A 24,067-nucleotide genomic window follows, 5' to 3' on the forward strand; every position below is an offset into this window, starting at 1 on the left:
ACAACCACAGAAATACTAAACACCAAAGATCACCCGCCAACGGCGGCTGTTATTTTAGACACGAAGTAAATTCGTAGCCGCATATATCACAGCCGTGTCACGGCGAGACAGTCTTGCTGTTCAGATCGACCACAAACCTGCGACCAAGCTCATCGGCAATCCAAAGTTTTGGGCGAAACCACATCTTGCGCATCGTTGTGATAAAAACATCCTGACTGTCGCCTTCCTTTCCATTTGGGTCATAGACGACGTCGTAGACCTTGAGTGTCCAAAGAACCTCGCCTGTCTTATCGGTCTTGGCCACGATATATCCACCATTCTGGTCCAGACCTTCACGGCGCCCAAAATGGATCACTTCGTATCTCACATCCCCAACGACAAGCGGGGGCACAGGATCAGGGGCGGCGCGTTTTGCGGATTTGATCATCTCTGCCTCCAGCCTATGGGGTGACCAGAATGCGTTTTTTGTCTGCGGCAGAGAGTTTGCCGTCGATATCCATAACAAAGTAGCCCCAACTGTCAGCATTAGACAGCGCATCAGCGCTTGAAAATCTGTTGCCAGACGGCTTGAGCCCCTCACAATCATAAAAGACGTCCTTTGTGCTCAACTCTGTGTGGGTCAATTCGTGTATGATGGTCTCTGCACAAAGCCAAAGCTTGCCAGAATTGCCAGTCATCCGGGTGAACAGCCCTTCAAGATAGATCACCGGAAACCCTCCGCCTTCTCCTCCGGGCAAGGCCAGACCATAGGTTTTCGCCCGCGACTTTCTGCTGGTTGGGTCGTCGCTGAACACCAGACTGTTGGAGTTGCAGGCGTTGACGATCTTGGGAAGACCTGCCTTTAGCTTGCTCATCGCCGTGTTGAGCTGCGTGTCAGAGCTGTGATCGTCGCAGAACCAATCCTTGACGCAGGCTCGCACGGTATCGTCGGGCGAGTTCACTTTCATTTGCGCCTTTTGGGACGACGCCAATGCCAAAGCCAGCGCGGAACACATGTGTCTCATTTCGTCATCGGAGTAGATCTCGTCTGCCTGTCCCAATTTGTGCTTGTTGAGGATGGCAAAGCCTTTCACTTCATCGAAGACGAATTTCTTGTGCGCTTTCGGTGGGTTGAACACCCAGACATCTTGTCCGCCGCGTTTGTGCGCCCGGTATAGGTGCCGTAAGAATTTGATCGCGGCGGCGCGCTCGATCTGTTTGCCGCCGTTATCCGAACCCGCGGCTTGCCAGATGATATCACCTTCGTGTGTGAAAAGGCGTCCGAACATGCCTGTTGGCAGAGAATCCGAGAGCTTCTTGCGCAGCTTATCGCACCCATCCGCATGCGCGGGGTTAGGCCCGCCATTTGCGAGGATCGACAAGCTGGCGACGTCGTTCTTGAGGAATTTCTCCCAATCGGGATCGCCACCCGCGAATTTCTGGTTCTCGAATATCTTACGCGCTTTCTTGTACGCCTCGGTGAACAAGGTCATGGACATGAAGAGTCCTTTCGAAAAGTCGATTTGAGAATTGATCTCTGAAATAGGTTCGGTACGTTCTGGCAACAGTGCCCGATTACCTGCAAAAATCAAGATTTTCGTGATCCGGTGCTCAGTTTCGCGCCAGTCGTTTCGCCCTGGCGGATCGTCTGCGAGAAGTGGCGTGCTCAACTGGACATCGGACGTGATTTGCATCATGCGTGAGCATACGGGCCCATGGCATAGGACGGTTTCAAATGGCGGACGGCACCTTCGCGGCACTTCTCTTGATCATGGGCATGACCGATATGGGCATGAACCATTGCGGCACCGAGCAGGGCTGCCTGGGAACCAGCCAAACCACATCACGGTTTTCGATTTCCGGCGGGGAAGTTCTGGAACGGCGCGCTGATGCAGCAGCAGAGGTGTATCTTCGCTATGACCTTGGCAAGCAGATTGGGCCTTTCGGCACAGCCGCAGGCCTTTCGGTGGGCGAGGATGGAGAGACCTGGGTCGGAGCCGGGGCTACGTACAGCATTCCGTTCGGTCGCAGTGGTGCCTATGCGGAATTGCATGCGATGCCGGGGCTTTACTTCGACAATGGTGGGTTCGATCTGGGCGGCACTGTCGCGTTCCGCTCGGGTCTCGAATTGGGCTATGAAACGTCCCGGGGCTGGCGGGTGGCGCTAAGCTATGACCACCGCTCAAACGCCGGAATTTACGACGAAAACCCCGGCGTTGAAACGGTTCAAGTCAAGCTGTCCATTCCGCTCAACTGAGCCAATCAGCGCACCTTCTTACAAGGCCAGCGCGGGCATTCCTGCATTCGTGATGACCGATCCAATGGGCGTCCTTTGGTGACTATTACCTCACACGCAATTCTGATGCCGCATCAAAAAGATACATATGGTCGGGATCGACAACGAGATCGACCTGATCCCCTATGGACGACCTGTGGTCGCCACGTTCTTCGACGATGATCTTTTCGCCGTCCGGTCCGATCAGGTGAACATAGGACACGCCGCCTAGGCTTTCCGTCAGGTCGACACGGTGCGACGATCCCGGTTTCAGCGTCAGATGCTCTGGCCGCAAACCGATCAAGACCTCTTGACCGTCTTGCGCTGACCCGGTTTTGGGCACCGCATGGGCCAAGCCGTTTGACACAACCTCTGTGCCTTGAACCGTGCCACGAATGAAATTCATCGAGGGTGAGCCGATAAACCCAGCGACAAAGCGATTGTCGGGATCGCGGTACAGCTCCATCGGCGCGCCGACCTGTTCGATGCGTCCTGAGCGCAGAACCACGATCTTGTCGGCCAGCGTCATCGCCTCGACCTGATCGTGGGTCACGTAGATCATCGTCGCGCCGATTTCCTTGTGCAGGCGCGCGATCTCGACCCGCATCTCGACCCGCAGTTCGGCATCGAGGTTGGACAGCGGTTCATCGAACAGGAACACCTCGGGTCCACGTACGATGGCCCGCCCGATTGCCACACGCTGACGCTGACCGCCGGAAAGAGCTTTAGGCTTGCGCTTGAGATAGTCGTCCAGCTTGAGGATACGGCTGGCCTCGGCGACCTTGGACTTGATCTCAGATGACGGATGGCCGGTCATCTTGAGGCCGAACCCCATGTTTTCCTCGACCGTCATGTGCGGATACAGCGCATATGTCTGAAACACCATCGACACGCCGCGATCCGACGGGTCAAGCCGCGTCACATCACGGGCACCGATGTGGATCGTGCCTTCGGTGGTTTCTTCAAGCCCGGCAACCATCCGCAAGAGCGTGGACTTGCCGCAGCCGGATGGTCCGACAAAGACGCAGAACTCTCCATCCTGAACGTCCAGATCAATCCCGTGGATGACCTGCGTGTTGCCATAGCGTTTGATGACAGTGTCAAGCGTCACTCCGGACATGGGACATCTCTCCGTTGTTTTGGGGTGTGGGCTGCGCAGAGGTGCGCGGGAACAGCCAGCTTTCGGCATCGCGTGCAATCGCCGCCGCTGCCTGTTTGAGTCGGGGGCCAAGGTTGCGCAGCGCGTCAAGATTGGTGCGCCGTGTGGTGCCTGTGACGGACAAGGCACCAAGTGGGCGGGATTGGGAATTCAGGATCGGAACGGCAACGCAGACAATGCCGATCTCATGTTCCTCACGATCGAAACTCAGCCCTTCTTCGCGGATCTCTGCCAGTTCGCGTTGCAGGCTTACAGCCGATCCATGTGTGGCGGATGTGAACTGGTGCCAGCTTTGCTGGGCGAGGGCGGTCTGCAATTCTGGCTCTGGCAGGAAGGCTAACATCGCCTTGCCCACACCGGTGCAATAGGCAGGGCCTACCTTGCCCGCCTGGCTGAACATCTCCACCGGGTCGCGCGCATTGCGTTTGTCGACATACAAGACCTGTGCATGGTCAAGCTGCGCCAGATGGACGGTCTCTCCGGTTTCAGCGCTGAGCGCATCGACATGCAGGCGGGCAACCGGCGCGAGCGAGGATTGCGCCCACGCGGCATGGGCCAACCGCACAAGCCGCAGCCCCGGCGCGTAGGTTTGGCGCTCGGGTTCATATTGCAACATGCCTTGGTTGGTCAGGGTTTGCACAAACCGGTACAGCGTGGCCTTGGGCATGTCGGAATCAGCCAGAAGTTCGCCAAAACGCACAGGGCGCCCGTAAGACGCAATCTGGTCCAGTACAGACAGGGCTTTGCCCACGGTTCCATCGTTTCGTTCGACCGATGTCATGTTCGCGATTTCCTCCCTTAGCCGCAGGTCGCGTTCCGTCGGCTGTTGACAAGCATAGGCGAGTCGCTGTTATGATTTCAATATGCAAAACAAGGTTTCAAATAATGAAACCAATCTTGCACCAGAATTGGGAGCATTAGGGAGGATACCATGCGTTCCACATTGAAAGCGTCAGCACTGGCGCTCACGGCTGCACTTGCAGCCTCGACGGCATTTGCAGGAAGCCATTCGCTTAGCGGCGATCTGAAGATTTTCCTCGACACCTCGAACCCGGCGCCGCGCGCCACGATGGAAGCGATGATCGAACGCTTTGGTGCGCAGCATCCAGAGCTGAACATCGAAACCACGGTGATCGACCGCGAAGCCTACAAGACGCAGATCCGCAATTTCCTGACCGCCGATGCACCGGACGTGGCGACATGGTACGCAGCAAACCGTATGCGCCCCTATGTCGAGGCGGGTCTGTTCGAAGACGTGTCCGACCTGTGGGCAGAGCCCGCAATTGCTGACAATCTCGCATCGACCAAAGGTGCGATGACCATCGACGGCAAGCAGTGGGGCGTGCCCTACACCTACTATCAGTGGGGCATCTATTACCGCAAAGACATCTACGACCAATACGGTCTGACTGAGCCGACCAACTGGGACGAAATGAAGTCCAATTGTCAGACGCTTCTGGACAATGGTGTGAAGTGCTACACCATCGGCACCAAGTTCCTTTGGACAGCTGGCGGCTGGTTTGATTACTTGAACTTGCGGACGCATGGCTATGATTTTCATATGGAAATGGCAGCTGGTAACGTGGCTTGGACGGACGACCGCGTGCGTCAGACCTTCGCCAACTGGCGCGAGCTGATCGACATGGGTGGGTATGTCGACAACCACCAGAACTATAGCTGGCAGGAAGCGCTGCCCTTCATGGTCAACGGTGATGCTGCAGCGTATCTGATGGGCAACTTCGCTGTCGCACCGCTGCGCGAAGCGGGGCTGAGCGATGACCAGCTCGACTTCTATCAGTTCCCGGCAATCACCGAAGGTGTCGCATTGGCCGAAGATGCGCCGACCGACACGTTCCACATCCCGGCCAACGCCAACAACAAGGAAGCCGCGCGTGAATTCCTGCGTTTCGTTGTATCGGCTGACGAACAGACCGAGATCAACAATGGCGCGAACCTTGGCCAGCTTCCGGTGAACGCATCCGCGTCGATCGATGCAGACAAGTTCCTCGAACAGGGCTTTGCGATGTTGTCGTCGAACAGCCCGGGCGGTGTTGCGCAGTTCTTTGACCGTGACTTCCCGGCGGAAATGGCGGCCGAGGCGATGCAGGGTTTCCAGGAATTCATGGTACTGCCGGACAACCTCGACGATATTTTGGCCCGCCTCGAGCAGGTGCGCCAGCGCGTCTACAAATAAGCCAATCACGCGTGGGTCGGGACATTCCCGGCCTATCGCGGCCCATCCGTAAGCCGTCATCCGGCTTTCGCGTGGCCCGTGTGGAGGAGACCCGACCATGACCACCGTAGCTTTGCCCGACACCGACCCGCCGAAACGTGGCTGGTACAAGCGCAACGAAATCGCGGTCACACCGTGGTTGTTCCTTGCGCCTGCGATCCTGTTCTTTGCGGTCTACGTCATCATCCCGATCTTCCAGAGCTTCTCGATCTCGCTCTACGACTGGGACGGGCTGGGGCAGGCGGAGTATATTGGCCTTGGCAATTATGCCGAGTTGATGAACGACCGCGCCTTCGAGGTGTCGCTTTGGAACAACTTGAAATGGCTGGTCTGCTACCTGCTTGCGATCCCGGCGGGCCTTTTTATCGCATTGTTCCTGAATCAGACGGTTGCGGGCATCCGTATCTACAAGTCCCTGTTTTTCTTTCCATTTGTTCTGTCTCAGGTCGTTGTCGGCCTTGTCTTTGCGTGGTTCTATCTGCCCAACGAAGGCCTGTTGTCGAACATGCTGGCGATGATCGGCCTTGGCCCGGTTAACGTTCTGGGCGATCCAAAACTGGCGACCTACGGCATCATCCTTGCCGGGCTCTGGCCGCAAACGGCCTACTGCATGATCCTCTATCTCACCGGTCTCAACGCTGTGGACCCTGAACAGGTCGAAGCCGCACGTCTGGACGGTGCAAAGGGGTGGAAGATGCTGTGGTACGTGATCATCCCACAGCTCAAACCCGCCACGTTCATCGCGTTTGTTGTCACGATCATCGGCGCGTTGCGGTCCTTTGACCTGATCTCGATCATGACCAATGGAGGGCCGTTCGGGCAGACCCGCGTGCTATCATTCTACATGTTCGAAAAGGCACTGTCGGAATACGGATTCCGCATGGGCTATGGCGCGGCGATTGCGGTGGTTCTGTTCCTCATCATGCTGGTTTTCATCGCCTATTTCCTCTGGTCGATGTACCGCGAAGAGAAGGGGGGGCATTGAGCATGTGGTGTCTGACGGGAGCCTCCGGCGGGAGTTTGTTTGGCAAGATGAAGTTCATGCCGTGGTGTTTTGAACGGGGGATAATCTGATGTTCCCGCGTCCTATTCAACAGGCCAGCGCACCTGCGCAGACCGCCTACAAGACCATGCTGCCCATCGCCTTGATCCTGTGGCTGTTGCCACTGATCGCTGTGGCGGTGTTTTCAATCAAGCCTGCGTCCGATTTCACCCAAGGCAACTACTGGGGGATGCCGGGGTCGTTCGAATTTGTGAACAATTACGGGCAGGTGTTCTTCAACTCCGACATGCCGCGCTACATGTTGAATTCAGTGTTGATCACCGTTCCGACGGTCATCGGAGCTGTGGCGCTGAGCGCGATGGCGGGGTTTGCTCTTGGCGTCTACAATTTTCGGTCGAACATCTGGGTTTTCTTCATGTTCGTTGCTGGCAATTTCGTGCCGTTTCAGATCCTGATGGTGCCAGTACGTGATCTGACGCTGGACCTTGGGCTGTACAACACCAAAACCGGCCTCGTGCTGTTTCACATCGCGTTTCAAACGGGGTTCTGTACGCTGTTCATGCGCAACTTCATCCGCGCCCTGCCGTTCCCACTGATCGAAGCGGCGCGGGTTGAGGGGGTCGCGGAGTGGCGGATCTTCTGGTTCGTTGTGCTGCCGCTGATGAAGCCTGCTCTGGCCGCATTGGCAGTGCTGATCTTCACGTTCATCTGGAACGACTATTTCTGGGCCATCGTCCTGACCCAAGGGCCGGACGCACAGCCCGTGACCGCTGGCATCACCAGCTTCAACGCACAGTACCGTGCTGCCTATCACTTGATGAGCGCGGGCAGCATCGTCGCGGCCTTGCCGCCGGTGCTGATGTTTTTCCTCATGCAGAAACACTTTATCGCGGGCCTGACCTTGGGCGCGGTGAAATAAGGACCAAAGACCATGACACGTATCGCCTTTATCGGCGCAGGCTCGACGATCTTCATGAAGAACATTGTGGGCGATGTACTGCACTTTCCGGCATTGGAGGGCGCCACCTTTGCGCTGATGGACATCAATGAGCAGCGTTTGGAGGAATCCGCACTGGTGGCGCGCAAGCTGATCTCCGCCTCGGGGCGATCGGCGCAGGTTGAAACCACTACGGACCAACGCCGTGCGCTCGCGGGGGCGGATTTCGTCGTGACCGCTTTCCAGATTGGGGGCTACGAGCCATCAACCGTGATCGACTTCGATATTCCCAAGCAATACGGGCTGCGCCAGACCATTGGCGACACTCTTGGGGTCGGTGGGATCATGCGCGGCTTACGCACCGTTCCGCATCTGTGGCGCGTGGCGGCGGATATGGCAGAGCTGTGCCCGAACGCCACCATGCTGCAATATGTGAACCCGATGGCAATCAACACTTGGGCGCTGGCCGAACGCTATCCTCATGTCAAACAAGTGGGCCTGTGCCATTCCGTGCAGAATACGGTTCAGGAACTGGCCCATGATCTGGACTTGTCACAGGACGAGTTCCGCTACCGTGTGGCGGGCGTGAACCATGTGGCGTTCTTTCTGGACCTGACGCATAAGGGTCAATCGCTCTATCCCGCGCTGCGAGAAGGCTACCGCAATGGCAGTCTGCCCAAACCGCCGCTCCTGATGTCGCGCTGCGCCAACAACGTGCGCTACGAGGTGATGGAGCATCTGGGATATTTCTGCACTGAAAGTTCGGAACATCTGGCCGAATACGTGCCGTGGTTCATCAAATCGGGCCGTACGGACTTGATCGACCACTTCAGCGTGCCGCTAGACGAATATCCAAAGCGCTGCATCGAGCAGATGGCCGATTGGGCAGATCAGGCGAAGGCCTATCGCACAGCAGATCAGATCGACTTCGAAAAGAGCCACGAATTCGCCGCCGAGATCATGAACGCCATGGTCACCAACCAACCATACACGATCTACGGCAACCTGCCGAACCGGGGCCAGGCGCCGCAACTGCCCAACGGGTCCGCCGTCGAGGTGCCGTGCTTGGTGGATGCAAACGGCATCCAGCCTACTGTAGTCGACGATATCCCACCGCAGCTGGTGGCGCTGATGCGCACGCAGATCAACGTACAGGAACTTGTCGTGCGCGCGTTGGTGGACGAGGACATCGAACATGTCTACCACGCCGCCATGATGGACCCGCACACCGCTGCCGAATTGGACCTGCGCCAGATCCGCAGCCTTGTGAGTGATCTGTTGGCCGCGCATGGCGACATGCTGCCCGAATTTGCCCGACTGAAGAAAGCCGCCTGAATGACCTCTTATGCGACATTCCACGATCTCAAGGATGCGTCCGTTTTCATCACGGGCGGCGGTTCGGGCATTGGCGCGGCGCTGACGGACGGGTTTCTTGAGCAGGGCGCGAAGGTCGCCTTTGTCGGCCGCTCGGACGCGTCGGATTTTGTGGCAGAAATGGAGGCGAAACATGGGACCGCGCCGCTGTTCATCCAGTGTGACATCACCGACACCGCTGCGCTTCAAGCTGCGATCACGCAATCAGCTGAGGCGCATGGGCCGATCACAGTACTCGTCAACAATGCGGCCAATGACAAACGCCACGCTGCGCTCGATGTGGATGCGGAGTTTTGGGATTGGTCCTTGTCGATCAACCTCGACGCCTATTTCTTTGCCTGTCAGGCGGTCATTCCCGGCATGCAGGCGGCAAGCGGCGGTGCCATCATCAACTTCAGCTCCATCAGCTATATGATGGGAAATGCTGGATATATCGCCTACACCACGGCAAATGCCGGGATCACCGGAATGACCCGCAGCCTTGCTCGCGAATTTGGCCCCGACAACATCCGCGCCAATGCGTTGGCTCCCGGCTGGGTGCTGACGCCGAAACAGAAAGAGCTGTGGGCTGACCCCGCATCACTGGCCACACATCTCGACAAGCAATGCCTGAAAGAGCACCTCGTTGAACAGGACGTGGTCGATGCCACTTTGTTCCTTGCTTCGAAAACCAGCCGCATGATGACGGGCCAGACCTTGGCGGTGGATGGTGGTGTGGTTACGGTGGCGGCATGACGGATTGGCTCGCAGTTGATTGGGGCACGTCCCATCTGCGCGTCTGGGCAATGTCGCGGAATGGAGCGGTGCTCACCCGCAGGGCGAATGATGCAGGCATGGGCGGTCTTACCCGGGACGGATTTGAACCTGCGCTGCTGGATCTGGCTGGTGATTTGCTGGCAACAGGTGAAACGCCCGTCGTGGTCTGTGGCATGGCCGGATCGCGGCAGGGCTGGGCCGAGGCGAAATACATAGCCACCCCCTGCACCCCGCCGGGGATCGACCGCGCGACTCGAGTGACCACGACGGACCCGCGCCTGTCGGTTCACATCCTACCCGGGGTCAAGCAAACCAGCCCGGCGGACGTGGTGCGCGGCGAGGAAACCCAGATCGCAGGTTTCCTTGCGCTCAACCAGAAATTCGACGGCGTGATCTGTCTGCCGGGCACCCATACCAAATGGGTCCATATCAGCGCAGGAGAAATCGTCAGTTTCCGCACTTTCATGACTGGAGAGATGTTCGCACTGCTGTCGCAAAAGTCTGTCCTGCGTCACACAGTGGCGGGCGATGGCTGGGATGCTGCGATATTTGCCGATGCGGTGTCCAGCGGCATGTCCAATCCGGCAGAGCTTGCCGCGCGGCTTTTCTCTATACGCGCCGAGGGGTTGCTGAACGATCTTCACGCAGATCAGGCGCGGGCGCGCCTCTCGGGACTGTTGATCGGCGCAGAGCTTGCCGCGGCGCGACCCTATTGGCTGGGCCAGCATGTGGCGCTGATCGGTGACGACACGCTGTGCAAGGCCTATGCCGATGCGTTGGGTGCGCAAGGTCTGCCCGTTGAACGCACCGATGCGGAACGCATGACGCTGGAAGGGCTGAAAGCCGCCTATGCGGGCCTGAAGGAGACGACACAATGACCCGCAAGATCATCGCCATCCTGCGCGGGATCACCCCGGTTGAGGCTGTGCCGATCACTGAAGCGCTGATCGACGCGGGCATCACTTCGATAGAAGTACCATTGAATTCGCCCGATCCGTTCACGTCGATCAAGGCCATGGTGGATGCGTTCGGAGAGCAATCTCTCATTGGCGCGGGCACGGTTTTAACGCCGGACGACGTGCAACGTCTGCACCAGATCGGTGCTGGCATGGTGGTATCGCCAGACTGCAATCCGCGCGTGATCGTAGCGACCAAGCAATTGGGCATGCAAAGCTTTCCCGGTGTGATGACCCCCACCGAATGCTTTACCGCGTTGCGCAATGGGGCGGACGGGCTGAAACTCTTTCCGGGCTCGCTGATCGGCCCGGATGGCCTTAAGGCAATCAAGGCCGTCCTTCCTGAAGGCACGCAAACCTTTGCCGTGGGTGGGGCGAGTGCCGCCAATTTCGCCGGCTGGTTCGCGGCGGGTGTGGATGGGTTCGGGATCGGATCAGCGCTTTACAAACCGGGAACATCGGTGGACGACATCAAGGCACGCGCGAAAGACATCGTCGCGGCCTATGATGCGGGAAAACCCTGATGGCCAATATCTTTAGCTCAACAATCTGCACCCTTGGCGAGGGTCCGCTTTGGCACCCCGAAGAACAGGTGCTTTACTGGTTCGATATCCTTGGCAAACGGCTTTACCGCAGTGACGGGACGGATGAGCAAAGCTGGGATTTCGACGAACATGTCTCTGCCGCCGGTTGGGTCGACACCGGCGTTCTGCTCATCGCCAGCGAAACATCGTTGTCGGTATTCGACACGCAGACCGGAGAAAGCACGTTTATCCATCCGCTCGAATCCGACAATCCGGTCACGCGGTCAAATGATGGCCGCGCTGATCCGTGGGGTGGGTTCTGGATCGGCACGATGGGCAAGAACGCGGAACCGGGCGCGGGGGCGATCTATCGCTACTATAACGGCACCCTGACCAAGCTTTTCGACAAGATCACCATTTCGAACGCCATCTGTTTCGCGCCGGATCGCAGCCACGCGTTTTACACCGACACGCGTAAGCGCAAGATCCTTAAGGTGGCGCTGGACGACGACGGCTACCCAGACGGCAAACCGACGCTGTTCACGGATCTGAACGACGAAGGCCTAAACCCAGATGGCGCGGTGGTGGATGCGGATGGCAATCTCTGGGTCGCGCAATGGGGCGCGTCACGGGTCGCGTGTTACGGCCCCGATGGCGTGTTGATCCGCGCGATAGCGGTTCCTGCATCGCAGACCAGTTGCCCGGCCTTCGGTGGGGCGGATCTGAGCACCCTCTACATCACCAGCGCCGCCGATGGGTTGAACCCGGCCAGCGACAGTGACGGAATGACATTCGCCGTCCCCTCAGGCACCAAAGGCCAGAAAGAACACCAAGTCATCCTATGAAACGTACGCTTGGCACTTGCTACTATCCCGAACACTGGCCGCGTGCGATCTGGGAAGAAGACGCCGCCCGCATGGCAGCACTTGGTCTGACATGGGTCCGCATCGGCGAATTCGCATGGTCGCGGATCGAACCCGCTTCGGGCGATTTCCGCTGGGAGTGGTTGGACGAGGCGATCGAGGTTTTGGGCGCGGCAGGCCTCAAGGTGGTTCTCGGCACCCCCACGGCGACACCGCCGCGCTGGGTCTGCGACAAACATCCCGACATGTTCGCTGTTGATGTCCAAGGCCACCCGCGCGGGTTTGGATCGCGTCGCCATTACTGCTTCAGCCATGAAGGCTATCTTGACGAATGCCGTCGCATCGTCACCGAAGTGGCCAAGCGCTATGGCAAGAACCCGCATGTCGCAGCGTGGCAGACGGACAACGAATACGGCTGTCACGACACGATCATTTCCTATTCCACCGCAGCGCGTCAGGCGTTCCGCGGCTGGTTGCGCACGCGCTATCCGGGGCAGGGCAACGATGGCGACATCGACGCGCTGAACGCCGCTTGGGGCAATGTGTTCTGGTCGATGGAGTATGACGATTTCGACCAGATCGACCTGCCCAACCTGACCGTGACCGAACCCAACCCCGCCCATGTGCAGGCGTTCCGGCGGTTCTCTTCCGATCAGGTGGTGCGCTTCAACCGCGCGCAGGTGGACACTATCCGCCGCTATTCCGACGCGCCGATCTCGCACAATTACATGGGGCGGATCACTGATTTTGACCATTTCGCCGTGGGCGATGATTTGGAGATCGCCACATGGGACAGCTATCCGCTGGGCTTTCTCGAAGACCGCGTTGGTGCAACGGCAGAGGAACAGCGCCACTATGCCCGCCAAGGCGATCCCGACTTTCAGGCGTTCCACCACGACCTCTATCGCGCCGTGGGCAAGGGCCGATGGTGGGTGATGGAACAACAACCCGGCCCTGTGAACTGGGCGCCCTATAACCCGGCACCTCTGCCTGGCATGGTGCGCCTTTGGACGTGGGAGGCATTCGCCCACGGGGCCGAGGCGGTGTGTTACTTCCGCTGGCGGCAGGCGCCCTTTGCGCAGGAGCAGCTGCACGCGGGCCTATTGCGGCCCGACAGCGTGATCGCACCGGGCTATGTTGAAGCCGAGCAGGTGGCGCAGGAATTGGCCGACGCGCCAGACGTGGCGATCACCCAAGCCCCCGTCGCGCTGATCTTCGACTACGATGCCGCATGGGCGTGGGAGGTGCAGCCACAGGGGCAGGGCATGGATTATTTCGGTCTGGTCTTCGACCTCTACCGTGCCTTCCGGCGGGTGGGGGTGACGGTGGATATCCTGCCGCCGACGCAACGAGATTTCGGTGGGTATCGCGTCGTTGCCGCACCCGGGATGATGACCATGCCGGACGATCTCAAGACCGCATTGGCACAAAGCGGGGCCGACGTGCTGATTGGCCCACGCTCGGCCGCCCGCGATGGCGACTTCACCATTCCTGTGCCGCTGCCACCTGCATGGCCGGGACTGGACGTGACCGTGTCCCGTTTGGAAACCCTTCGTCCCGACATGCCCATCCCAATCAGCGGTGGAGGTCACGTTAAGAACTGGTTTGAACTTCTTGAAGGCGAAGCAGAAAGTCTGTTTTTGACAGAGGCAGGAATGCCGGTCGCGATGCGCTCTGGCTCCATCATCTATTGTGGTGGTTGGGGAGATGATGCGTTTTTTGACCGTTTGGTAAAAGATGTCTGCGACCGTGCCCGCGTGGACACCACAGTCATGCCGATGGGGGTCCGTCTGCGCGATACGGGGGCCGAGCGGTTCTGGTTCAACCACAACCCGCATGATGTTGAAATCGAAGGCGAAATACTTGGACCTGCCGGTGTCATCCGGCAGGTGAAATCCTAGCCCATCAGTTCGGACAGGTGGGCAGCCGATCCGGTCAGGGCGGCATAGTCGTCATCGACCAGGTGCACCGGGAACTGCTCCATGAAGTCCGAGAACCGGCCCTTGTCGTAGAATGCATCCTGAAAGCCCAACCGCAACAAGTGCGGTGCGAAATGGCGTGCGACACCGCCGATCAGGTAGATGCCGCCAAAAGGCAAATGCACCAGCGCCAGATTGCCCGCAGCGCGACCCATCATGCGAATGAACACCCGCGCCGCGTCTTCGGCGATTTGGTTCGATCCTTCGTTCACCGCTTGCATGATCCCACCCGCATCAAGCGGCGCATCGACACCCGCCTCGTCGCAAAGCCATTCGTAAACCCGCTCGAATCCGCGCCCGGACAGCACGTCTTCAAAGCCCGGCGTACCATGCTTGCGAGCGATCCAATCCAAAAGCCGCAATTCGTCGGCGTTCTGGGCGGGCAGGGAGACATGACCCGCCTCGGACGGGGGCACCAGCGTGCGATCGCCAAGACGGTACACAGCGGCTGCGTTCATCCCAGTGCCCACACCAATCACCAACCGTGCTGCGTGATCCCCAGCGGCCTGGCCCGGCAGGATGGTTTGAAGCACATCGGAGGTCAGCAGGTCCAGCGCGTGACCCTGTGCTTGCAGATCGTTCAGCACCGCTACAGTGCCCGCGCCTGTCGCCTCGGCCACCGACGCGCGATCGACGGTCCAGCTGAGGTTGGTCAATTCGCCAACCCCGTCACGCACTGGTCCTGCCATCGCCACACAGGCCGCATCGGGGACCACGGTTTGCTCTGCCATGTAGGCACGCAGGACCGACAGCAGATCGGGGTGCTCGGCATTGCGAAAGCGTTTGATTGTATCGGTTCGAACTTTTGCGCCGTCAGTAAGGGCGACACGGGTGTTGGTGCCGCCCAGATCGGCGACCAAGGCGGTCAGGGTCGTGGTATTGGTCATGTCAGGTCCCGGTCAACGCGGATTTGAGCGCGTGATAGGAGGATTTGGGCGTGCGGTCCAGTGTATCGAAATCCACATGCACAAGGCCAAAGCGTTTCTCGTAGCCAAGCGCCCATTCGTAATTGTCCATCAGCGACCAGATGAAATAGCCTTTCACCGGTGCGCCATCTGCTAGGGCGCGCTGTACAGCGGCGACATGTTGGTTGAGGTAGTCGATGCGGCCGGGGTCATTCACCACGCCGTTTTCGATCACATCCGGTGATGCCATTCCATTTTCGGTGACATATAGCGGCAGGTCGCCGGTATAATCGCGCGCGGTCCGGGTGAGGAAATTATACAGACCCTCGGGGTAAATCTCCCAGTCCATGAAGGTTTTGGGCAGCGGGCCTTCGACCTCGTGATGGCTGGGCCACGGACCATCATTCGGCGCAATGATCTTGCGGGTGTAATAGTTGATCCCGCACCAATCGAGAGGGCTTTGAATCACCCCGAAATCATCATGCCAGCCCTTGGGCATATGCGGTTCCAACCCCTCCATCACGTTCTCGGGGTAGGTGCCCTTGAAGACACCGGACATGAAAAAATGGTTGTAATACCCATCGTAAAGCGCAGCCGCCTTTTTCGCCGCTTCGCTGTCATCGACAGGCGTCGCCCATTCCATGTTGAACACACCACCAAGGTTGCCCATGCCCAAACTGCGCATCGCCTGAATGGCTGTGCCATGTGCCTTGAGGACATGGTGCATTGCGCCCGCCGTTGCGCGGATATCGCGTAGGCCCGGCGCGTGATGGCCCAGGAAGTGCGACAGCCAGCCAACGCACCACGGCTCGTTGATCGGCGCGACCGAGAACATGCGATCGCCGATCCGGCCCATGATGACCTCGGCAAAGTCGCCGAACCACTTGGGTAGATCCGGATTGCGCCAGCCCCCCAGATCCGCCAGCGCCACGGGCAGTTCCCAATGGTAAAGCGTGGCACAGGGTTTCAGCCCGCGTTCCAGCATCGCATCGGTCAGGCGGTCGTAGAAATCCAGACCTTCGGGGTTGGGCGCACCGCGCCCCTCTGGCATCACTCGTGCCCAGCTTGTCGAAAAACGGTAGGCGTCCAATCCGGCGGCTTTGACCAGATCAAAATCCTCTTCGAACCGGTGGTAGTGATCGCAGGCAAGGTCGCCATTTTCGGCGCGCACCACGTTTCCCGGTGTGGCCGCGAAGGTGTCCCAATGGGTCTTGCCCGCACCGCCAAAGGCGTGACCTTCGATCTGGTAACTGGATGTGGCAGAGCCAAAGAGGAAATCGTCAGGAAAGTCCTGCCGTTTGAAGTTCAACATAGGGGTGTCCTTCAGGTTACAGCGGGTCCGGTGGACCGGCCGATGATCAGGTCCGCCTCGAGCAGGCGGGTTTTGGGCGCGTTCTTGGGGATTGCGATCAGCGACAAAAGCATGTCGGCCGCCTCGGCCCCGGCATAGCGCACCGACGACCGCAGGGCGGTAAAGATCGGCACGTCATCCCCGTTCTCAAGATAGCTGAGCGCGTCGTCATGGGTGATGATCGACACATCGCGCGCCAACACCAACCCCGCCTCGTGAACGGCACGGCGCACGCCAATGGCTGTGATAATCGACGAGCAGACAAAGGCCGTGGGCCTTTTTGACCGTGACAGCATCTCTTTGGCAGCGCGGTAGCCGTAGATCTCGGTCATTTCTTCGCTGCGCATCAGGCTTGCATCCACAGAGATGCCGTGATTGCGCAAGGCGGTCTCGTAGCCCTTGCGCCGCCGGAACGCGAAATCCATGTGTTCCAGACCGTTCAGCAGCGCAATGCTGCGGTGGCCAAGTTCGATCAGGAATTGTGTCCCACGTTCGAACGCGCCGCGATTGTTCACATCGATCCAAGAATAGGGCAGGGCCACATCTGTCGAACGCCCATGCACCACAAAGGGCAGACCAATCCGCGACAAAAGCGCGATGCGTTCATCATTGATCACCGGGCCATGCACGATGATCCCATCCACCGTGCCGCGCGCACGGATGTCTTCATAGGCGCGGGTTTCATCGCTGTCGGGCACGAGCTTGAGCATCATGTCAAAACCCTCTCGGGCATAGCTTTCGCCTGCTCCGGCAATGAAATCCCCAAAAACCGGGTTCACCATCTCGTGCTGGTTCGAGACCGGGATCACGTGCCCAATCGCCAGCGCGCGGCCGGTCGCAAGCCCTTTGGCGCGCAGATTGGGCCGATAATTGAGGTCTTGAGCTGCCTTGAGAACGCGGGTGCGCGTGCTTTCGCTGACTTCGGGATACCCGTTCAGTGCGCGACTCACAGTGGTCTGCGACAGATTGAGATGTTCCGAAAGTTGCTTGAGATTCACAGGATTTTCCAAAGCGCTTTGAGTTTCGCCATCAAACTAGACACAAAATCCAAGGCGAGGAAAGCCCCTTTACGCGCGCTAAATTTCTGCAAAGCAGCATAAAACAACAATAATTCAGGCTCAACTGCGGATTGACAGGCGCTAACAAATCGGGGAGTTTCAGGCATCCAAAGCGCTTTGGGGTGATTCCGAGGCGGGGGATAAGTTAGGCGCTAACATGCGCAACTTGGGAGGTTACTCATGAAAAAGACGCTCACATCGAGTGTGGCGATTGCCGCGCTGTGCTCCAGCGCCGCGTTTGCCGAGGATGTCACCGTGTTCGGACCGTGGCTTGGCCCGGATCAGGAATTGGTCGAAGCTGTCCTGTCCGACTTTGCCGAAAAGTCCGGCCACAATGTCAGCTATGTCGGCTCCGACAGCTTTGAACAGCAAATTGTCGTTGACGCCGAAGCGGGCTCTGCACCGAATGTCGCGGTATTCCCGCAGCCGGGTCTGGCTTCTGACATGGCCGCACGCGGCTTTCTGACACCGCTCAAGGATGGCACCGCCGATTGGGTGCGCGACAATTACGCCGCCGGTCAATCGTGGGTCGATCTGGGCACATATGCCGGTCCTGATGCCGCGGAAGATCTCTACGGCTTTTTCTACAAGGTCGATGTGAAGTCGCTGGTTTGGTATTCTCCCGAGAATTTCGAGGATGCGGGTTATGAAATCCCGACCACGATGGAAGAGCTCAAGGCACTGACGGATCAGATCGTGGCGGACGGTGAAACGCCGTGGTGCATTGGTCTGGGGTCCGGTGGTGCAACGGGCTGGCCTGCGACCGACTGGGTCGAGGACATGATGCTGCGTACACAACCGCCTGCCGTTTATGACCAGTGGGTGTCCAACGAAATCCCGTTTGACGACGAACGCGTCGTTGCGGCAATCGAAGAGTTCGGCGCATTTGCCCGCAACGACGATTACGTCGCTGGTGGGGCCGGGGCCGTGGCCTCGACGGACTTCCGCGACAGCCCCAAGGGCCTCTTTGCAGCGCCTCCGCAGTGCTACATGCACCGTCAGGCGTCGTTCATCCCAGCGTTTTTCCCGGAAGGTACGGAAATCGGCGCGGACGCGGATTTCTTCTACTTCCCGGCCTATGAAGGCAAAGACCTTGGCGCGCCGGTTCTGGGAGCAGGCACGCTCTGGGCGATCACCAACGAAAATCAGGCGGCACATGACCTGATCGAATACCTCCAGACGCCTGTGGCGCACGAGATCTGGATGGCCAATGGCGGCTTCCTGACACCGCACAAAGGTGTGGACCTGTCGAAGTTCTCGACCGAGGCGGCGGCGAACATGAACCAGATCCTGCTGGACGCCACCACGTTCCGGTTTGACGCGTCCGACCTGATGCCGGGCGGCGTTGGTGCAGGCACGTTCTGGACCGGTATGGTCGACTATGCCGGCGGCAAGGACGCAAGCGCGGTTGCCAGTGAAATCCAGTCAAGCTGGGACGCGCTGAAGTAAGGCTGTTTTGCAAAAATGCAGGGCTGCGCGGGTGATCGCGCAGTCCATACCCACAAAGCTGCAAAGCCAAGACCCGTTTTAAGGGACCACCAGTGGCACACACTGGATCAGCAAACATTTTTGGGAGGGACAGATGAATCCCGCAATTCAAGGTCTGTTGACCATCGCCATCGGCGTCGGCGGCTGTCTGAGTTATTTCTACTTTTCCAACCAAATTCTGGACAAGGTGGTGTTTCCCGCTAGAGGCCCGAACGCAGGCAAGAACATCAACCGCGCCAATCTTGTGCGCCCGTGGCTGTTCCTGCTTCCAGCGCTTCTCGCGTTGGGTTTGTACCTAGCCTATCCGGTGGTCGAGACGATCCGCCTGTCGCTGACCGAACGCGAGACATTGTCTGACGGCACCACGGTTTATAACTTCGTCGGCTTTGCGAATTACGCGCAAATGTCGGCTGACCCGAAATTCTGGGAAGCGCTGGTCAACAACATGTTCTGGCTCATCATTGTGCCCGCCATGTCGACCGCGTTCGGCTTGCTGGCTGCACAACTGACCGACCGTATCCGTTGGGGCAATATCGCCAAGTCGCTGATCTTTATGCCGATGGCGATTTCATTCGTGGGCGCTGCGGTGATCTGGAAACTTGTCTATGACGCGCGCCCGCCCGGCACCGAACAGATCGGTGTTCTGAACGCGGTCTATGTCTGGTTTACGGGCAATGACCCGCAACAATGGCTGACAACACCGTTCTGGAACAGTTTCCTGCTGATGATCGTCCTGATCTGGATTCAGACCGGCTTTGCCATGGTGATCCTGTCCGCCGCGCTGCGCGGTATCCCCGAGGAAACCATCGAAGCAGCTATTGTGGACGGCGCCAACCCGTTCCAGATTTTCTTCAAGATCAAGATGCCACAGATCGCGGGCACCATCGTTGTGGTCTGGACGACGATCACGCTGGTGGTGCTCAAGGTCTTTGACATCGTGTTCGCCATGACCAACGGCCAATGGGGCACGCAGGTTCTGGCCAATTACATGTTCAACCAATTGTTCGTGGCCCGGGACTGGGGCGTGGGCTCGGCCAGTGCGATGGTGATCATGCTGCTGGTGACACCGATCCTCTATTGGAACGTGCGCAATGCGCGCAAGGAGATGCGCTGATGGACAATATCGCTGGAACGAAATCCTCCCTGACATGGGCGGTTCACATCTCGGTCGCGGCGCTCGTGGCGCTCTGGCTTTTCCCGACGGTCGGTCTTTTTGTGTCGTCCTTCCGCACGGCAGACCAGATTGCCACGTCCGGCTGGTGGAAGGCTCTGTTCCCCACGGAACAAAGCCTGACGCTGCGCACCGCCGATCCTGACACACAGACGCTGGTCGACGGCGTCTACGTGATCGAGGGCAATCTGTTCACAGGCGAAGACCTGTCAGAAGACATCGACATGTCCGCCTGGGGCACCTCATCTCGTGATGTCGGCGCCTATGTGCCGGGGGACACGGCAGAGCTCCGCGACGGCGAGCGGATCACCGTGCAGGCCAATGGCGAATACCGGCTGGAAAGCCCGGTTGAGATGGAAGGCAGCCGCGGTCAGCGGATCTTCGTGACTGCCGAACTGCCGCCGGATTTCACGCTTGAGAACTACCAACAGGTTCTTTTCTCGGGCAATGCGACCGACAGCATGGCCAAGGCGTTCTTCAACACACTGACCGTGACGATCCCGGCAACGATCATTCCCATCGTGGTCGCGGCTTTTGCGGCCTATGCGCTGGCATGGATGGATTTCGCGGGCAGGGCGCTTTTGATTGCCATCATCGTGGGTCTTTTGGTGGTGCCGCTGCAATTGGCGCTGATCCCGCTGCTGAAGCTGCATCTGGGGATCGGCATAGGAAAGGGGTATCTGGGCACTTGGCTGGCCCATACAGGTTTCGGATTACCCTTGGCGATCTACCTCTTACGCAACTACATGGTCGGCCTGCCACGGGACATCATCGAAAATGCCCGTGTGGACGGCGCGACCGAATTCCAGATCTTCACCAAGATCATCCTGCCGCTGTCGTTTCCGGCACTGGCCAGCTTTGCGATCTTCCAGTTCCTGTGGACGTGGAATGATCTTCTGGTCGCCAAGGTGTTCCTGATCGACGCGACCGGGCAGACCACGGTCATGACGAACCAGATCGTCGAACTTCTGGGCACACGTGGCGGCAATTGGGAAATCCTTGCCACCGCAGCCTTCGTGTCCATCGCGGTGCCACTTCTGGTGTTCTTCGCGATGCAAAAATACCTCGTGCGCGGCCTTCTGGCCGGATCGGTAAAATAACGCGTTTCGCCCAAGTGGCGGAGCCAATTCTCACACAGCATCTGCGGGTGCGGATGCAAGGAAAACAGGACGATGAACGTGGCAAACACTCTGGCCGCAGAAAACCCCGCTGTAGACAACGATTGGTGGCGCGGGGCGGTGATCTACCAGATCTATCCGCGCAGCTTTCAGGACAGCAACGGAGATGGCGTTGGCGACCTTTTGGGGATCGCGCACCGGCTGCCCTATGTGGCGTCACTTGGCGTGGATGCGATCTGGATCAGCCCCTTCTTCACCTCGCCGATGAAGGATTTCGGCTACGATGTCAGCGATTATTGCGATGTCGATCCGATGTTCGGGTCACTGGCGGACTTCGATGTGTTGGTTCAAACCGCGCACCGTCTGGGCATCCGCGTGATGATCGACCTCGTGCTGTCGCACACCTCGGATCAGCACCCGTGGTTCCGGCTGAGCCGGTCCAGCCGCGACAACGACAAGGCGGATTGGTATGTCTGGTCCGATCCCAAGGACGACGGCACACCGCCCAACAACTGGCTGTCGATCTTTGGCGGCTCAGCCTGGCAGTGGGACGCGCGGCGTGAACAGTATTACCTGCACAATTTCCTGACCTCGCAGCCGGATCTGAACTTTCACAACCCGGATGTGCAGCAGGCGCTTCTGGATGTGACCCGGTTCTGGCTGGATCGCGGCGTTGACGGTTTCCGCCTTGATACGATCAACTTCTATTTCCACGACAAGGAACTGCGTAGCAACCCGGCGCTGCCCAAGGAAAAGCGCAACGCCAATATCGCGCCGTCGGTGAACCCGTATAACCATCAGGAACACCTTTATTCCAAGAACCAGCCCGAGAACTTTGCCTTCCTCGAACGGTTCCGCGCGCTGCTGGATGAATATAACGGCACCACGTCAGTGGGCGAAGTGGGCGATGCGCAGCGTGGGCTTGAGATCATGGGCGAATACACCCGTGGCGAGAACCGGGTGCACATGTGCTACGCGTTCGAATTCCTGTCGGGTGTCGAGCCCACTGCCGACCGCTTTGTCGAGGTGCTGGGCCATGTGGACGAAGTGGCCTCGGACGGCTGGGCCTGCTGGGCGTTCTCCAACCATGATGTGACACGCCATGCATCGCGCTGGAACCTGTCACCGGCCGCGCAGCGCCTGTTTGCAACGCTGATGATGTGCCTGCGCGGATCGGTGTGCATTTACCAAGGCGAAGAATTGGGCCTGCCGGAAGCCGAGGTTGGGTTTGAAGACCTGCAAGACCCTTACGGCATCCAGTTCTGGCCGGAATATAAGGGTCGCGATGGTTGTCGCACGCCGATGGTGTGGGAACCATCGAACCAGAATGGCGGGTTCACCTCGGGCCAGCCGTGGCTGCCGGTCAGTCATGAACATCTGAACCGCACCGTGTCGCACCAAGAGGACGACCCTGCTGCAATCCTGCACCACTATCGCCGCGCCATCGCGTTCCGCCATGCACAGCCCGCATTGGCCAAGGGGGACCACGACGGCGTGAAAAATACCGACACCATCGTGCATTTCACACGCAGTCATGAAGGCTCGACGATTTTCTGTGCCTTCAACCTAAGCGACCAGCCCGCGACGATGGACATGCCATCGGGCAACTGGGCGCAGATCGGTCTGGAATTGGGGAGCGCCGGACCGCAAGCAGATGGCAAATTGCATCTTGGCCCGTGGCAACCATGCCTCGCGCTGAAAATGAATTCCTGAGTAAGACAGGATTAGGGAGGGACAGTCATGGCCAATTTAAAGCTGACGGATGTCGAAAAGACCTATGCGGGCGCGGTCAACGTGCTCAACAATATCAACCTCGACATCCAACAGGGCGAGCTGATCGTCTTTGTCGGCCCATCCGGCTGTGGCAAGTCCACGTTGTTGCGGATGATCGCTGGGTTGGAAAAGATCACCGGTGGCACGCTCGAAATCGACGGGCAGGTGGTCAACGATATGCCGCCCGCGATGCGCGGCATTGCCATGGTGTTCCAATCCTACGCGCTGTACCCGCACATGACCGTGCGCGAGAATATGCAGTTCGCGCTCAAGATCGCCAAGAAACCGCAGGCCGAGATTGACGAGGCGGTGAACCGCGCCGCCAAGATGCTGCAACTCGATCCCTATCTCGACCGTCTGCCAAAGGCCCTGTCTGGTGGTCAGCGTCAGCGTGTCGCGATTGGCCGGTCGATTGTGCGCGATCCTAAAGTCTATCTGTTCGATGAACCGCTCTCGAACCTCGATGCGGCGCTGCGTGTCGCCACCCGGATCGAGATTGCGCAGCTCAAGGAGCAGATGCCCGAAAGCACGATGATCTACGTGACCCATGATCAGGTCGAAGCGATGACACTTGCCTCCCGCATTGTCGTTTTGGCCAACAAGGGGATCGCGCAGGTCGGGGCACCACTGGAGCTGTATGAACGACCCAACAGCGAATTCGTGGCGCAGTTCATCGGCTCACCGTCGATGAACCTGCTTCCGGGCGAGATCGTGGGCACCGGCGGGCAAACCACCATCAAGATGGTCGGCGGCGGCACTGCGGTGTCGGATTACCCGACCACCGATGCTGATATGGGCCTCAAGGTGAATGTCGGCGTCCGCCCAGAGGACTTCCTCGAAACTGCTGGAGATTACATCTTTGAAGGCAAGGTGAACATCACCGAAGCCTTGGGCGAAGTGACGTTGCTGTATTTCGAACAGCAAGGAGACGCCCATGCGGTGATCGGCAAACTGCCGGGCATCCATGCAGGACTGCGCGGCAAATCGGTCAAACTGAGCGCTTCACCGGACAAGGTGCATGTGTTCCACGACGGGGTGTCGCTGCTGTACCGCTGATCGTCTATTGCGCAGAGCATAATGTGCACCGGCTCCGGACAAAGTTCGGAGCCGTTTGCATTTTCTGTGGGCAGATCGCGGTGTTCCACGTTTGTTCTCTTTTTTCGAT

23 protein-coding genes are annotated in these 24,067 nt (G+C 58.7%); 15 read left to right on the top strand and 8 right to left on the bottom strand.

Annotation, left to right across the window (positions count from 1 at the left end; all coding sequences use genetic code 11):
• Window positions 1–97 precede the first annotated feature (97 nt).
• Window positions 98–427 carry a hypothetical protein gene (locus MCRY_RS13040; protein ID WP_085630574.1) on the bottom strand — a complete coding sequence of 110 codons (330 nt, stop codon included), beginning with the start codon at window positions 425–427 and terminating at the stop codon, window positions 98–100.
• 13 nt (window positions 428–440) lie between these two features.
• Window positions 441–1,478, bottom strand: coding sequence for a M35 family metallo-endopeptidase (locus tag MCRY_RS13045; RefSeq protein ID WP_176234510.1), 1,038 nt, complete (start codon window positions 1,476–1,478; stop codon window positions 441–443).
• A 236-nt stretch (window positions 1,479–1,714) separates the two neighbouring features.
• Here MCRY_RS13045 and MCRY_RS13050 point away from each other — a divergent pair, with 236 nt between their 5' ends.
• On the top strand, window positions 1,715–2,236 hold the full coding sequence (locus tag MCRY_RS13050; RefSeq protein WP_085630578.1) for an acyloxyacyl hydrolase: 522 nt from the start codon (window positions 1,715–1,717) through the stop codon (window positions 2,234–2,236).
• Between the two features lie 85 nt (window positions 2,237–2,321).
• Here the strand turns inward: MCRY_RS13050 and MCRY_RS13055 are convergent, their stop codons facing one another.
• The gene (locus tag MCRY_RS13055; RefSeq protein ID WP_085630580.1) at window positions 2,322–3,374 is read right to left on the bottom strand and encodes an ABC transporter ATP-binding protein; all 1,053 of its coding nucleotides are present in this window, start codon (window positions 3,372–3,374) and stop codon (window positions 2,322–2,324) included.
• Window positions 3,355–4,194, bottom strand: a complete 840-nt coding sequence (locus MCRY_RS13060; RefSeq protein ID WP_085630582.1) for an IclR family transcriptional regulator — start codon at window positions 4,192–4,194, stop codon at window positions 3,355–3,357. The genes MCRY_RS13055 and MCRY_RS13060 overlap by 20 nt, the downstream gene beginning before the upstream one ends.
• Window positions 4,195–4,344: 150 nt before the next feature.
• Here MCRY_RS13060 and MCRY_RS13065 point away from each other — a divergent pair, with 150 nt between their 5' ends.
• The 9 genes from MCRY_RS13065 to MCRY_RS13105 all read left to right on the top strand — a co-directional run bounded on the left by MCRY_RS13065 (window position 4,345) and on the right by MCRY_RS13105 (window position 13,960).
• Window positions 4,345–5,607 (top strand): ABC transporter substrate-binding protein, encoded by a 1,263-nt coding sequence (locus tag MCRY_RS13065; protein WP_085630584.1) that lies wholly within the window; start codon window positions 4,345–4,347, stop codon window positions 5,605–5,607.
• A gap of 97 nt (window positions 5,608–5,704) precedes the next feature.
• The gene (locus tag MCRY_RS13070; protein WP_085630585.1) at window positions 5,705–6,631 is read left to right on the top strand and encodes a carbohydrate ABC transporter permease; all 927 of its coding nucleotides are present in this window, start codon (window positions 5,705–5,707) and stop codon (window positions 6,629–6,631) included.
• 88 nt (window positions 6,632–6,719) lie between these two features.
• The gene (locus MCRY_RS13075; RefSeq protein ID WP_085630587.1) at window positions 6,720–7,568 is read left to right on the top strand and encodes a carbohydrate ABC transporter permease; all 849 of its coding nucleotides are present in this window, start codon (window positions 6,720–6,722) and stop codon (window positions 7,566–7,568) included.
• Between the two features lie 12 nt (window positions 7,569–7,580).
• Window positions 7,581–8,921: an alpha-glucosidase/alpha-galactosidase gene (gene melA, locus MCRY_RS13080; RefSeq protein ID WP_085630589.1), complete on the top strand. Its 1,341-nt coding sequence runs from the start codon at window positions 7,581–7,583 to the stop codon at window positions 8,919–8,921.
• Window positions 8,922–9,695, top strand: coding sequence for an SDR family NAD(P)-dependent oxidoreductase (locus tag MCRY_RS13085; RefSeq protein ID WP_085630591.1), 774 nt, complete (start codon window positions 8,922–8,924; stop codon window positions 9,693–9,695). It abuts the gene before it with no gap.
• Window positions 9,692–10,594, top strand: coding sequence for a 2-dehydro-3-deoxygalactonokinase (locus MCRY_RS13090; RefSeq protein WP_085630593.1), 903 nt, complete (start codon window positions 9,692–9,694; stop codon window positions 10,592–10,594). The genes MCRY_RS13085 and MCRY_RS13090 overlap by 4 nt, the downstream gene beginning before the upstream one ends.
• On the top strand, window positions 10,591–11,196 hold the full coding sequence (locus MCRY_RS13095) for a 2-dehydro-3-deoxy-6-phosphogalactonate aldolase (protein WP_085630595.1): 606 nt from the start codon (window positions 10,591–10,593) through the stop codon (window positions 11,194–11,196). The genes MCRY_RS13090 and MCRY_RS13095 overlap by 4 nt, the downstream gene beginning before the upstream one ends.
• A complete protein-coding gene (locus tag MCRY_RS13100) occupies window positions 11,196–12,041 on the top strand; it encodes an SMP-30/gluconolactonase/LRE family protein (RefSeq protein ID WP_085630597.1) in 846 nt (281 codons plus the stop codon). The genes MCRY_RS13095 and MCRY_RS13100 overlap by 1 nt, the downstream gene beginning before the upstream one ends.
• Entirely contained in the window at window positions 12,038–13,960 is a 1,923-nt protein-coding gene (locus MCRY_RS13105) for a beta-galactosidase (protein ID WP_085630599.1), read from the top strand. The genes MCRY_RS13100 and MCRY_RS13105 overlap by 4 nt, the downstream gene beginning before the upstream one ends.
• Here the strand turns inward: MCRY_RS13105 and MCRY_RS13110 are convergent.
• The 4 genes from MCRY_RS13110 to MCRY_RS22905 are packed head-to-tail and all read right to left on the bottom strand — an operon-like array spanning window position 13,957 to window position 17,459.
• A complete protein-coding gene (locus tag MCRY_RS13110; RefSeq protein ID WP_085630601.1) occupies window positions 13,957–14,925 on the bottom strand; it encodes a glucokinase in 969 nt (322 codons plus the stop codon). The genes MCRY_RS13105 and MCRY_RS13110 overlap by 4 nt on opposite strands.
• Before the next feature lies 1 nt (window position 14,926).
• Complete coding sequence (locus tag MCRY_RS13115; protein WP_085630603.1) at window positions 14,927–16,255, bottom strand: GH1 family beta-glucosidase; 1,329 nt, start codon at window positions 16,253–16,255, stop codon at window positions 14,927–14,929.
• A gap of 11 nt (window positions 16,256–16,266) precedes the next feature.
• Window positions 16,267–17,292 (bottom strand): substrate-binding domain-containing protein, encoded by a 1,026-nt coding sequence (locus MCRY_RS13120; RefSeq protein WP_085630866.1) that lies wholly within the window; start codon window positions 17,290–17,292, stop codon window positions 16,267–16,269.
• Window positions 17,289–17,459 (bottom strand): hypothetical protein, encoded by a 171-nt coding sequence (locus tag MCRY_RS22905; RefSeq protein WP_171046180.1) that lies wholly within the window; start codon window positions 17,457–17,459, stop codon window positions 17,289–17,291. Before MCRY_RS22905 ends, MCRY_RS13120 begins: the two co-directional genes overlap by 4 nt.
• 73 nt (window positions 17,460–17,532) lie before the next feature.
• On the opposite strand from MCRY_RS22905, the gene MCRY_RS13125 reads away from it, so the two are divergent.
• The 5 genes from MCRY_RS13125 to MCRY_RS13145 all read left to right on the top strand — a co-directional run bounded on the left by MCRY_RS13125 (window position 17,533) and on the right by MCRY_RS13145 (window position 23,958).
• On the top strand, window positions 17,533–18,801 hold the full coding sequence (locus MCRY_RS13125; protein WP_085630605.1) for an ABC transporter substrate-binding protein: 1,269 nt from the start codon (window positions 17,533–17,535) through the stop codon (window positions 18,799–18,801).
• 133 nt (window positions 18,802–18,934) lie between these two features.
• The gene (locus MCRY_RS13130) at window positions 18,935–19,954 is read left to right on the top strand and encodes a carbohydrate ABC transporter permease (RefSeq protein WP_085630607.1); all 1,020 of its coding nucleotides are present in this window, start codon (window positions 18,935–18,937) and stop codon (window positions 19,952–19,954) included.
• Entirely contained in the window at window positions 19,954–21,111 is a 1,158-nt protein-coding gene (locus MCRY_RS13135; protein ID WP_085630609.1) for a carbohydrate ABC transporter permease, read from the top strand. Before MCRY_RS13130 ends, MCRY_RS13135 begins: the two co-directional genes overlap by 1 nt.
• Window positions 21,112–21,183: 72 nt before the next feature.
• A complete protein-coding gene (bglA, locus tag MCRY_RS13140; RefSeq protein ID WP_085630611.1) occupies window positions 21,184–22,842 on the top strand; it encodes a beta-galactosidase BglA in 1,659 nt (552 codons plus the stop codon).
• 27 nt (window positions 22,843–22,869) lie between these two features.
• Window positions 22,870–23,958, top strand: a complete 1,089-nt coding sequence (locus MCRY_RS13145) for an ABC transporter ATP-binding protein (protein WP_085630613.1) — start codon at window positions 22,870–22,872, stop codon at window positions 23,956–23,958.
• The last annotated feature ends 109 nt before the right edge of the window (window positions 23,959–24,067 follow it).

Source organism: Marivita cryptomonadis (assembly GCF_002115725.1).
GTDB classification, from domain to species: Bacteria; Pseudomonadota; Alphaproteobacteria; order Rhodobacterales; family Rhodobacteraceae; genus Marivita; species Marivita cryptomonadis.